This window comes from Hydrotalea lipotrueae (assembly GCF_019249625.1).
GTDB classification, from domain to species: domain Bacteria; phylum Bacteroidota; class Bacteroidia; order Chitinophagales; family Chitinophagaceae; genus Hydrotalea; species Hydrotalea flava.
On the sequence record NZ_JAESDL010000039.1, the window covers coordinates 1 to 12,956 of the forward strand.

General features: G+C 36.2%; 11 protein-coding genes and 1 tRNA gene. 2 read left to right on the top strand and 10 right to left on the bottom strand.

What is annotated here, in order from left to right; all coding sequences use genetic code 11:
• Positions 1-313: 313 nt before the first annotated feature.
• Together truA and JK139_RS14745 are read right to left on the bottom strand one after the other, a co-directional pair.
• A complete protein-coding gene (gene truA / locus JK139_RS14740) occupies positions 314-1,072 on the bottom strand; it encodes a tRNA pseudouridine(38-40) synthase TruA (protein WP_074419286.1) in 759 nt (252 codons plus the stop codon).
• 10 nt (positions 1,073-1,082) lie between these two features.
• Positions 1,083-2,216, bottom strand: a complete 1,134-nt coding sequence (locus JK139_RS14745) for a DUF4476 domain-containing protein (protein WP_074419287.1) — start codon at positions 2,214-2,216, stop codon at positions 1,083-1,085.
• A 215-nt stretch (positions 2,217-2,431) separates the two neighbouring features.
• On the opposite strand from JK139_RS14745, the gene JK139_RS14750 reads away from it, so the two are divergent.
• Positions 2,432-4,897 (top strand): M1 family aminopeptidase, encoded by a 2,466-nt coding sequence (locus JK139_RS14750; protein ID WP_074419288.1) that lies wholly within the window; start codon positions 2,432-2,434, stop codon positions 4,895-4,897.
• A 299-nt stretch (positions 4,898-5,196) separates the two neighbouring features.
• Here JK139_RS14750 and JK139_RS14755 read toward each other — a convergent pair whose 3' ends face one another.
• The 6 genes from JK139_RS14755 to gap form a co-directional block, all read right to left on the bottom strand.
• Positions 5,197-5,991, bottom strand: a complete 795-nt coding sequence (locus JK139_RS14755) for a DUF6263 family protein (protein ID WP_074419289.1) — start codon at positions 5,989-5,991, stop codon at positions 5,197-5,199.
• A gap of 122 nt (positions 5,992-6,113) precedes the next feature.
• A complete protein-coding gene (locus JK139_RS15715) occupies positions 6,114-6,794 on the bottom strand; it encodes a TPM domain-containing protein (RefSeq protein ID WP_262900189.1) in 681 nt (226 codons plus the stop codon).
• Positions 6,795-6,891: 97 nt separating this feature from the next.
• A complete protein-coding gene (locus tag JK139_RS14765) occupies positions 6,892-7,353 on the bottom strand; it encodes a TPM domain-containing protein (protein ID WP_074419291.1) in 462 nt (153 codons plus the stop codon).
• A 12-nt stretch (positions 7,354-7,365) separates the two neighbouring features.
• Positions 7,366-7,959 (bottom strand): LemA family protein, encoded by a 594-nt coding sequence (locus JK139_RS14770; protein WP_074418405.1) that lies wholly within the window; start codon positions 7,957-7,959, stop codon positions 7,366-7,368.
• Between the two features lie 234 nt (positions 7,960-8,193).
• Complete coding sequence (locus JK139_RS14775; RefSeq protein ID WP_074418404.1) at positions 8,194-9,390, bottom strand: phosphoglycerate kinase; 1,197 nt, start codon at positions 9,388-9,390, stop codon at positions 8,194-8,196.
• Between the two features lie 94 nt (positions 9,391-9,484).
• Positions 9,485-10,498 (bottom strand): type I glyceraldehyde-3-phosphate dehydrogenase, encoded by a 1,014-nt coding sequence (gap, locus tag JK139_RS14780; protein WP_074418403.1) that lies wholly within the window; start codon positions 10,496-10,498, stop codon positions 9,485-9,487.
• Positions 10,499-10,739: 241 nt separating this feature from the next.
• On the opposite strand from gap, the gene JK139_RS14785 reads away from it, so the two are divergent.
• Positions 10,740-10,811: transfer RNA gene (locus JK139_RS14785), tRNA-Glu, on the top strand.
• Positions 10,812-10,917: 106 nt separating this feature from the next.
• Here JK139_RS14785 and JK139_RS14790 read toward each other — a convergent pair.
• Entirely contained in the window at positions 10,918-12,321 is a 1,404-nt protein-coding gene (locus JK139_RS14790; protein ID WP_074419292.1) for a sialate O-acetylesterase, read from the bottom strand.
• Between the two features lie 10 nt (positions 12,322-12,331).
• The gene (locus JK139_RS15785; protein WP_218331970.1) at positions 12,332-12,931 is read right to left on the bottom strand and encodes a T9SS type A sorting domain-containing protein; all 600 of its coding nucleotides are present in this window, start codon (positions 12,929-12,931) and stop codon (positions 12,332-12,334) included.
• Positions 12,932-12,956 lie beyond the last annotated feature (25 nt).

The window sequence follows — 12,956 nt, forward strand, 5'->3', positions numbered from 1 at the left end:
GTTATTGGGGTTGCAAATGTAATGCCACCAACTTTCCTATCCAAACTTTTTTATCAATTTATTTGAAAAAAATTTGACGATTAATCCGGTAAAAGAACTTGCTTTTTTAAAAACGGAGTGCAAAGATAAGCTACTGAAAATCAACATCAAAATCTTTTTCAAAATTTTTACAATTTTGAAGAAAAACCTATGTTAGATGCTTTCTAAGAACTACCATTTTTGTTGAATGGGCGGCGAAGATACAAGCATTTGGGAAACTACCAAACTTAAATTGAAAAAAAAGAAAATTATAAAGGCAAACCTTTGCCGAATACTATTCCAACTCAACCGGTAACAGTTGAAACGGGAAATTTACCTTTTCTAAAAATAAGCCATGTGCTGGGGTACTGAAATTAGCAGATGCAATTTTTTCGGCATGAAAAATGGCTTCAAATTCTGACAGGCTAATGATGCCTCTTCCTGCCTGTAGCATGGTGGCTACCAAGGCACGAACCATACCCCGCAAAAAACGGTTGGCAGTAATAGAATATACAAGCATTCCTCTTTGATTTATTTCCCAGCCCGAGCTTTCTATGAAACATTTAAAATTGTTAACCTGACAATTTTTCTTTGAAAATGAAGTAAAATTATTTTGAGTTAAAACTATTGCTGCCGCTTGGTGCAAAGCATCTTCTTTCAAAACATAAGGATAATACCAACTGGTTTCTGTAAGAAACGGGTTTTTTATACGATGCATATAATACTTATAAGCTCGGGAAGTTGCATCGAAGCGACAATGTGCATGAATGGGCACCTGATACAAATTCAGGATGACAATATCTTTTGGCAAAATAGCATTTAGGTTATATAAATGCTTTTGATGTATTTGTATTTCAGTATCAAAATGAAAAAAATTTTGTCGGGCATGCACACCTGCATCGGTTCTGGATGAGCCGGTTAACTGAAAAGGCACTTTCCATAAAACCATCATTGCCTTCTCAATTTCTGATTGAATGGTGGCAGCATTTTCCTGAATTTGAAAACCACTGTAACAGGTACCTTTATATGATACTTCTATAAAATAACGGGGCATTCACTACCAATTAATTGTTTTTTTCAAGTGCTTTAAACTGTTCAATAATATTGGGATCGATAAGCTGATTAATTAAAGAATGAAAATTATCGGCATCGAGTAAATGTTTTTTTGCAGCGGCGAAAAACTGGAGTCGGTTTTGTTGAGAAAGAAATAGTATGCCCAAATTTTTTATTTGTTCAACCGAATAGCAATTTTTTTCAAAGGCTTTTTTGGCAGCTTCTATCATGGCAGCATCGGTATTTGATGATGCCATATCTATTCTTGTTTTATTAAAATCTTCTTTAGAAGCAGGAATACAGGAAGGTGTTGGGTTATTCACTGTTTCACTTACCGGTGTATGATTCGTTGTATCGGCTGGTTTTGGGGCAGCTATTTGTGCGGCAGGTTTTGTTTCAACAGGCGTTTCTGTAACAACAGTAGTGGTCGGCTGTACCTCTGCACGGGGGGCCTGTTTTAAGGGGATAAAAACAGCAATGGTATCTGCTTTAGATTGTGATTTATCAATATAAATCTGATCCAGACCTTGTGCACCCATTTTTTCAAAAGTTTTTGAAACGGAACTGCTTCGATTGGATGCCGGCATCTTTTGTTGTTTGGATGCTGTTTTAACAGCCGGTGGCATAATACCAGTATTCATCTGCTCTGCAATGTTGCTGCTTTTATTGTTTACAACTTGTACAACACTGTCTTTATTGGGAGTATTGGTTTGAGTAGCAACCGCAGTAACCGAACGGGCAACTTTTTCTTCTTGCACCGGCAGAGCAGTTTCTGCAACCGGCATATTAGCAGCAATGACCAATTCATTGCTTAACCCATTCAATTGCCAGTTACCCGTTTCACTTTTGGTAATTGAAAACCCTGCATCCTGATCAGTAACCGGAATTGCAAAATTTAATATCAGATTAGGATCTTGTTGCCATTGTAATTGCATCTGATGCGTGCCGGGCATTAATTTAGGTATAATCAAATAGCCACCGGAAGTAGATGTCCAATCCTGCTGATTGATATGAACACTGTATGACTGTCGGTTGGCTGACTGCAAGTAGATAAAATGATAATTCTGAGCATACCCCACCGCATGGAACATGAATAAACCTATTACAATCAAAAATAATTGCAGGTAATTTTTCTTATAAAACATGAGCCGGAAAAGTTTATACAAATCTAACAGAAAAAATGAAGCTTTATACCATCGGTTAAATCACGTAAAATTTTTTTATGTTTTTTGGGTTTCTTTAACCAATTCTGCCTTTGCTCGTATTATCTTTATTGCCCTTTATTAAACCATACCGATTAATAATATGGTTCATTTTCATTTGGGTAAATCAAAGTTAAACATTCAATCAAAAAAATCACATGAAAAAAGTTTTTATTGTTTTACTTATTATCGTACATTCCACTGCATTTTCGCAAAATAAAAATGACTGGCAAACCATTTACAGAGGATTTGCCACCAAAATCAATGATTTGGTGCATACAAAACTGGAAGCTTCATTCGATTATCAGCACAGTTATTTAAATGGTAAAGAATGGGTAACCTTAAAACCCCACTTCTATCCAACCGATTCATTAACCTTAGATGCGAAAGGCATGAATATTGACAAAGTTGCCATAGATAAAAATGGCAAACTTATTCCGCTGCAATACCGGTATGATAGTATGCAACTGAAAATTCAGTTAGACAGAACTTATACCCAAAACGAAAAATATACCATATACATTCAATATACAGCTAAGCCTAATGAATATAAAGGAGAAGGAAGTGCTGCAATTACCGATGCAAAAGGTTTGTATTTTATAAACCCCTTGGGAAAGGATAAAAACAAACCCACCCAAATATGGACGCAGGGCGAAACAGAATCTAATTCAGTATGGATTCCTACTATTGATAAACCGGATCAAAAATGTACGGATGAGTTTATATTAACAGTGCCAGATAAATATGTTACCCTTTCAAACGGAAAACTAATTAAACAACAAAAAAACAACAACAATACCCGAACAGATACCTGGCTAATGGATTTACCGCATAGCCCTTATCTGTTTTTTATTGGCGTTGGTGACTATGCCATAGTGAAAGACAGTTATAGAGGCAAAGAGGTATCATACTATGTTGAAAAGCCATACGAAAAAGTTGCAAGAAAAATTTTTGGGCATACACCTGAAATGATTCAGTTTTATTCGAATATACTTGGAATTGATTTTCCCTGGCAAAAATATGCGCAAATTGTAGGCCGTGATTATGTAAGCGGCGCTATGGAAAACACCACTGCTGTGCTGCACCAGGAAAGTGCACAGCAGGATGCAAGGCAATTGACTGATGAAAATATTTGGGAAGAAACCATTGCACATGAATTATTTCATCACTGGTTTGGCGATTTGGTTACCTGCGAAAGCTGGAGTAACCTAACCGTAAATGAAAGTTTTGCCAATTATAGTGAAGTACTTTGGGATACCTATAAATATGGAAAAGAGGCTGGTGATTATCAGAATTGGAAAGATATGAATGATTATTTTTTAAGTAATACTGACAATAAAGATTTGGTTCGTTTCTATTATCAGAACAGGGAAGATATGTTTGATGCCGTTAGCTATAATAAAGGTGGGAGAATTTTACATATGTTGAAAAATTATGTTGGCGACAGTGCTTTTTTTCATTCACTCAATCTTTATTTAAACAACAATAAATTCGGCAATGGCAGCGCTGTTAAATTAAGACTTGCCTTTGAAGCTGTAACAGGAAAAGATTTAAACTGGTTTTTTAATCAGTGGTATTTTGGAAGTGGGCATCCTGTTTTAGACATAAGTTATATCTATGATGAAAAAGCCCAGTTGGAAAAAGTAATTGTACAACAAAAACAAATTTCGGGTAAAATTTTTAAGCTTCCTTTTGCCATTGATATTTATACCGGTGAAAACAGACAACGGTATCAGGTTTGTGCCGAAAACAGGGTGGATACCTTTTATTTTAAAGTATCGGAAAAACCAAATTTAGTGAATGTAGATGCAGATAAGATATTATTGGCACAGAAAACAGACCATAAAACAGTATCAGAATTTTTTTATCAATATAATCATGCACAAAACTTTTTAGACAAACGAGAAGCAGTGGTTTATGGAAGTAATCATTTAGATGATGTTTTGGGCTATACCTTGGTAGAAAATGCTTTGTATGATCCCTTTTTTAGAATAAGAATTAATGCATTAAATATTTTTAACACTACCAATCAGAGCCTGCATCAGCCAACTATTGATAAAATTGAAAAATTAGCAAAAACTGATCCTAAAAAATTAGTAAGGGCAAGTGCTATTGATGTATTGGGAAAATTAAAAAATAAAGACTATAAAAACTTTTTTGTAGATGCTTTACAAGATTCATCTTACTCAGTTGCCGGAGCTGCATTAAGTGCATTAAGTAAAATTGATAGTGTAGAAGCTTTTAAACAAGCATTACAATTAAGTAAAGTAACTGCAAAAGGCCATTTACTCTCAGCCATTGTAAATACCTTTATTCATTATGGAGATGCAGATAATTTTGATTATGTAGCATATAACTTTAGCCAATTACCGGTTGGCCAGGAAAAATTTGAGATATTACCTGACTTTACTGTATTTCTGTCAAAAATATCAGATAGTACCCAATTTAGAAAAGGCATTGATTATATTATACAATTTAAGAAAGATATTCCACTGGCCTATCATGAACAAACCGATCCATTCATCAACTTGTTTTTAAATGAATTAAAATCAAAAAAACAATCGATGGGTCAATTGAATCTTGCCAATTATATTACAGAAAAACTAAAGGAAGGAAACCAATAAAATACATTGTATCGCATCTTACAAAAAATGCCGCAACTATTGTTTTAGTGCAGCATTTTTTATGGAACTATTGATTTTTTATCATTATTGTCCGGCAAAACTTAACTTAAAAATCGCTGTAATTCTTTGCTATAAAGAATTACAGGCTAAAAAATGATTGTTTCAAAATTGGAGGGAGTACCCCATCTTTTGAAATCGGCTGAAATATGGTTCTGTAAAGGGTTTGAACCATTATTTTACAATTTTAGTCGGACAACAATATTTTTTATAAAAAATTAGATGCAGGGATACATCCTCAATTATTGAACGGTAGTTACAATTAATCCTTTTGATGTAATGGGTGCAGATTGGCCCATCATTTCCATAGTACCGGTTAAATCAACATTACTTGTTTCGTTGATTAACAGCCCGTTGGCTTTGTTATATGTTCGGGTTGCAATAGCTTTCCCGTTAAGGTTTTGTACAATATCCATACCATTTCTATTGATATTTTCTTTTAAAGTGATATTGGCATGCATTTCAACAACAACTGCATTATCACTCACCTGTTTAATGGTAGCATTGCTCACAATTTTAGAAGAAGAATCGGATACAGTTGAATCAGTCCAGCTAAATCCTTCTTTGATATCGGTGGGTTGAAGTGCTAATACATACTTAGCCTGATCATCTGCACCACCCATTTTTATAATAGCATCTAATTTTTGTGACTGAGTAATCATCTTGCCATTTTTAATCTCAATATTATTGGGTTTGTTTAATGCTTTAAATAAATCGGCCATTTGAGGATTATTTCTTAAATTTTCATCATCTGAATCAAAAGTTTGATCCTGCCCCATCACTTTTACTTCCCCTTTAATATGCTTCATTGTGGCAGAATAAGTATAGCCATCTGCAGTAACTGCTTTAATAGTATCTAAAGCTGTTGTAACTGCATTGGTGGTTGTTTCAATATCCTGACCCGCAAAATTAAGATTGGTATTTACTTTAATATCCGTAACAGTTTTAAATGCAGTACCGGGTTGCACTTTTACCATTTGACCAGAAACTGCAATAATACCGGTTGAAAGAAAGAATCCTAAAAATAGATGTTTCATAATTTTTGTATTATAGTAATTGTTTTATATTTCAAAAATAGGGGTTTACATAACAGTAAAATTCAGTTGTATATAATTTAATCCAAAAACATTAACATGCAACCATAATGCATGTAAAAAATTTACCATCCACCTCCTGCACCGCCACCGCCGCTACTACCACCTCCAAAACCACCAAAACCGCCGCCACTGCCACCCCAACTACCACTACTTCTATTGTTTAACATACCCGATAATAAAATGGGTGCAATTAAGCCACCACCACCTCCGCCTCCACCGCCCCTGCGCAATATGAAAAAAACAATCAATAATAAAATAATGAATATAATGGCACCACTACCGGTGGGCTTGTCTTGTTTTCGGGCCACTTTATATTCACCAACAGCGGCTTTAGCCAAATCATCTACTGCATTATTTAATCCGGTATAATAGTCTTTATTGCGAAATGCCGGCACAATTTCATCTCTATAAATTTGAGAAGTAGTGGCATCGGGAATGGCACCTTCCAGGCCATAACCAATTTCAATCCATACTTTTCTGTCATCAATGGCAGCTAATATTAAAATACCATTATTGGTTTTTTTATTTCCAATACCCCATGCCCGAAACAGCTTGTTGGCATAATCGGCCACATCGTAACCATTTAAAGTTTTTACCAGAACAATGGCAATTTGGTTGGATGTAGAATCATCTAATGCCACTAACTTTTGTTCAAGTGCTGCATTCTGTTCGGCAGACAGTACGCCGGCATAATCATTCACCAATCTGGGTGGATTGGGTTTGGGTAAAATATCCTGCGCCAAACAAAAAAATGTTTGCAACAGTAAAATGCTTATCAGTATTAGTTTTTTCATTGAATAGTATCCTGCGCCATTGGCTGTTATATTGCATTAAATGAAACTAATCACCAAAAACAATATCATCGGGTAACTCGTTGGAATCGGTTTGTTGATTAAAGGGGAAATGTGTTTGAAGGGCATCGCCTATTTGCATTACAATTGTTGCAATGCCTTCTGCAAAATGTTGCGCATTAAAATGACTGATCATTTTCTGAACAGCATCTTCCCAAAAATTTTGTCCAACTTTTGCATGTATGCCTTCATCGCCAAAAACAGCCAGTTTTCTGCTTTTTACAGCAACATACACCAATACCCCGTTACTTTCCCGGGTATTATACATGTTTAATTGGGTAAATAACTCCTTTGCCCTATCAACCGGGTTGCTATTGAAGCATGTATTTTCAATATATACTCGAATTTCACCACTGGTAACCAGTTCTGTTTTTTGAATGGCTGCAACAATCTGGTTTTTTTCTTCCATCGAAAAAAAATCAACCGGCTTTTTTTTGGAGAAGATACCCATCTGTATTATGTATTATTTTATATTAAACTGAATTTCCGGTGCTTTTTCTGTTCCAGAATCTGCCTGATAATAGGGCTTTTCAGTAAAATGAAAAATACCTGCAAAAATATTATTCGGGAAAGTGCGCACTTTTAAATTGTATGCATTTACTGCTGCATTATAATCTCTTCTGGCTACATTGATTCTGTTTTCGGTACCTTCTATTTGTGCTTGAAAATCCTGGAATGCCTGTGTGGTTTTTAAATTAGGATACGCTTCGGCAACAGCCATTAAACGGCTGAATGCACCTTGTAACTGACCCTGTGCCTGCTGAAATTTTTGCAAGCTTTGCGGATCGTTAATATCTACATTTACGCTGGTAGCCCTAGCACGTGCATCAATTACCTCTTTTAAAGTAGATTTTTCGAAATTTGCTGATCCTTCAATTGTTTTAATAACACTATTATACAGGTCGGTTCTGCGTTGATAGTTGGTTTCTACATTACTCCACGATTGTTTTACGGCCTGTTCGCCCTGTACCAATCCGTTATAGCCATTACAGCCGCAACCACCTAATAAAAGAATGATTGCAGCAATTACAATTAAAGTAAGGGTTTTTGTGTTCATATACGCTGGTTTATTGATTTGTAAAAAATATTTAAATTAAATTATTTTTTAATTAGTACATTGATGATTGAAATTTAATTTTTCACTCCACACCAAATTGCTTGTAAGATAATTGTTTGTTGGTAATTAATGAGCTACATTTTCAAAATATATGCCTAAAAAATAATTTCAGACGAAATGACGCAAAAAAACCACCCTTTTCGGGTGGTTAAACATGTATTCATACTTATTATTTTAGTTGTTGATTGCAGCAATACCGGGCAATTCTTTTCCTTCAAAATATTCAAGCATAGCGCCACCACCGGTACTAACATAACTTACTTTATCTGCAAAGCCAAACTGGTTTACTGCTGCAACGCTATCGCCCCCTCCTACTAAACTAAAAGCGCCTTTTTGTGTAGCGGCGGCAACGGCAACCGCAATGGCTTTAGTTCCGTGTTGAAATTTAGCCATTTCAAAAACGCCCATAGGCCCGTTCCATAAAATGGTTTTTGCAGCTTGTATTACATTGGCAAACTGCTCGCATGCTTCGGGGCCAATATCTAACCCCATCCATCCATCGGGTATATTGTTAGAAGGAGCTGCAGAAGTTTCTGCATCGGCAGCAAATTTATTGGCTATGATACTATCGCCGGGTAAGTGAATACATACCCCCTGTTTCTCAGCCTCTATTAATAATTCTTTAGCAGTTGAAATCCGATCATCTTCGCACAATGAATTGCCAATATTGCCACCTTTTGCTTTCATAAAAGTATAAGCCATTCCACCGCCTATAATAATATCGGTTGCTCTTTTTAAAAGGTTTTCGATAATTAAAATTTTATCAGATACTTTGGCGCCGCCAATAATGGCAACAAAGGGTTTTTCAGACTGGTGCATGATTTTTTCGGCACTGGCCACTTCTGCTTCCATCAATAACCCAAACATTTTTCTATCTTTTGGAAAAAACTGCGCTATCACTGCGGTAGAAGCATGTGCCCGATGCGCTGTTCCAAAAGCATCGTTTACATATACATCTCCTAATTCTGACAATTTTTCGGCAAAGGCTTTATCGCCTAATTCTTCCTCTTTATAGAAACGAAGGTTTTCTAACAACAAAACTTCGCCGGGCTTTAATGCCGCTGCTTTTGCAAAGGCTAGTGCACCAATGCAATCATCTGCAAATTGAACAGAAGTTCCATTTAATAAAACCGATAAATGTGCTACCAAATGTTTTAAAGAATATTTTTCAGACGGGCCATCTTTTGGCCTTCCAAAATGACTCATTAAAATAACACTACCCCCATCTTTCAAAATTTTTTGGATGGTAGGAATGGTAGCTTTCATGCGATTATCATCCGTAATTTGATAATTGGCATCTAAAGGCACATTAAAATCAACCCGAATTAATGCTTTATGCCTATTGAAGTTAAAATTAGAAAATTTGCTCATAATTTTTTTTTAATTAGAATAGAAGCTTGCAGTAAAATAAGCTTTACCTCTATTACATTGTATATTAAAAATGCCGGCATACACCGGCATTTCTTTATTTTTTAATTAAACCTGCAAAATAATGAACGGTACGTACCAATTGAGATACGTAGCTCATTTCATTATCGTACCAGCTTACCACTTTTACCAATTGTTTATCGCCAACGGTAATTACTTTTGTTTGAGTGGCATCGAATAATGAACCGTAGTGCATTCCAACAATATCGCTACTAACAATTTCATCTTCATTGTAACCAAAACTTTCGTTGCTGGCTGCTTTCATTACTGCATTAATTTCTTCAACTGAAGTTTTTTTAGCAAGAATAGCAGACAATTCAGTTAATGAACCTGTAATAACAGGAACACGTTGTGCACCACCATCTAATTTACCTTTTAATTCAGGCAACACCAAACCAATGGCTTTTGCAGCGCCGGTGCTGTTGGGAACGATATTAGCAGCGGCTGCACGGGCTCTTCTCAAATCACCTTTAGGATGGGGAGCATCTAAAGTATTTTGATCGTTGGTATAGGCATGAATTGTAGTCATACTTCCTGCTTCAATGGTAAATGCATCATTTAATGCTTTGGCCATAGGCGCTAAGCAGTTGGTGGTGCAGGATGCACAGGAAATAATGGTTTCAGAACCATCCAAAATATTGTGGTTTACATTAAACACCACAGTTTTTAAATCGCCGGTGGCGGGAGCTGAAATAACCACTCTTTTGGCACCGGCAGTTAAATGTGCTTCTGCTTTTGCTTTATCGGTAAAAAATCCGGTAGATTCAATCACTACATCTACCTGATGGCTGCCCCAGGGAATTTGTGCCGGATCGCGATGTGCATAGATTTTAACTTCATGCCCATTTACTATAATGGAACTTTCGGTAGCAGTAACTGTGGCATCAAATCTGCCTTGTGCACTGTCATATTTTAAAAGATGAGCCAGTACTTTCGGACTGGTTAAATCGTTTATAGCAACCACATCAATACCTTCCATGTTAAAAATTTGGCGATATACCAACCGACCAATTCGTCCAAAACCATTAATGGCAACTTTAACTGTACTCATTTTTACTTGTATTTAAATGATAAAAAAGATAAATCGCTGCAAAATTAAAACATTGTAGCCAACTATCCATTTTGTATTTATGTTATGGCAATAATTTGAAAAGAATTGATAGAAATCAAATCAATGATTCGCATCCGGCCTAAACAAAAAAGTATATATTTATCAGGTGAAAAAAATAAATTCCTTAAAAAATTTTGAGGGATACCAGCCGCCCCCTATTTTTGCACTCCCAAAAACAAATGGAGCGTTGGTCAAGGGGTTAAGACGCATCCCTTTCACGGATGAATCACGGGTTCGATTCCCGTACGCTCTACGAAAACAGTACACAAAAAAGCCGCAAAATAAATTTGCGGCTTTTTTTATTATTGACCTTTCTAAAATTCAATTTCTGCCTATGAATATACATTCAATTCATATTTTTATTTATTATTCGCAGCATTCAACTTCCAATTATCAGTTCTGAAGGCGATTACAGGTAAATGATTGCTACCAAACAAATTACCAATAGCAGTATTTCCAAAGGCATAGCGAACAGCAATAGGATGCTGTACTTTACTGCTCCATACCATTAATTGATTGCCTTCAATGTTTGCAGCAGCCGGATAAAATACTTTATCAGCACCGGCAACCCATATTTGTTGCACATTAGCCCCTTTTATCAGTAATCCTCCTCCGGTGTCTTCAAAACTGAGCAATACTTTGTCGCTATTTATGATTACATTTTTAAGATGAGGCGATTGACAGATAATGTGTTTCCACTCATAATTTTTTGCCAAAGCCCAATTCGCCAACCGATCACCCACATCATGTTTATTTTTGGGATGGATATTTGAAGTATCGGTAACCAAATCAGTAATTACAACCATACCAACATTGGGATATGCTGCTGCCTTACTTTGTTGTTCCTGCAACAAGGCACCAGCGTAAGGTTTACCATAAGCAAAAGGAGCAATTTGTACATAATAAAATGGGAAATTATATTTCCATGCTTTACGCCAGGTACCCATCATTTCAGTAAATAGTTTTGCATACGTATATGGATAAGCTGTATTTGTTTCGCCCTGGTACCAAATTGCACCGGCAATAGCAAAACGTGCAATTGGTGCAATCATGGCATTAAAAGCCACACCGGGTTCATGAGGCCAAAATTTGGAAGGTTTTTGTTTTTTAGCTGCCATCAATAATTCCTCATCCATACGAATAATAGAATCTGGCGTCCACACTTCTGCCGGCGTGCCACCCCAACTGGCATTGATCAAAGCGATAGGCACATGTAGCGAATCTTGCAGCTTTTTCCCAAAAAAATAGGCAGCTGCGCTAAAGGTTTGTAAGTTGGCAGCATCACAACTTACCCAAGTACCTTTTACATCTTGTTGTGGACAATTGGCAGCAGACTTGGCTACTGTAAAAAAACGGATATTTGGATTACAGGCATGAGGCAAAACAGCTTTTACATCCGGTAAACCCCATTGTTCATTCATTTCCATGTTCGACTGGCCGGAACAAAGCCAAACTTCACCAATGAATACATTTGTTAATGTAATGGAATTGTATCCCTTAAAATTAATTTGATAAGGACCGCCGGCAGCAGGCGTTTGAATAGTAAGTTGCCAATGTGCATTTGCGTTTGTTGTTGCAGAATCAATTGCATTATTCCAGGTATTGGTAACTTTTACCACTTCGCCCGGATTGCCCCAGCCCCATAATGTAACGGCCAACCGTTGCTGTAATACCATATTATTGTTTAAAATTGAAGGCAGTATAATATTTGCCTTTGCTGAACCAAAAAACATTATTACAACGAATGCACAAAAACGTTTCATAAAAAATTATTTAGTATGTTTTTATCAGTTTTTGAGTTTGATAAAAATGCAGGTTTTGATTGTATAAATGCACATAATATATGCCTGCGGGTAAATGACTGATATTAATAGCATCGCCATTTTTTAGGTTGTACTGGTTGAAAACTGTTTGTGCTGCAGTATTGTAAATGATAGCATTCAAAATAGGCACTCCTGTTAAATTATTGTGGATGAACACTTCACTTTGTGCAGGATTTGGATTAATACTTAACTCTGAATTAAGTACAACATTTATTGCAGTAACAGTATAATTAAACCTATTTGAAAAGGCGCTGCTGCAACCATTCTGAATTACCTTAACAGCATAATAACCATTAGCAGATGGCTTGTAGAATTGAGCAGTAGCATTCGCAATAGCAGTAAGCGTATCATTGTACCATTGATTACCGGAAGCAGAGGAGGATAATAAATTGTTATTGGCATCTATTGTTACAACAGGCGTGGCGGGTATAGCAGTTTTAGAAATGAAAACTGTATCTGAATAAATACTGCAACCTGCATTATTTTTTCGAAGTACTATTACAATAGTCCGGTAGTTAATTAAGCAGCCATAGCGCCTATATTCAGGCACCGGCCGTATAGCTTTCTTATTTTAT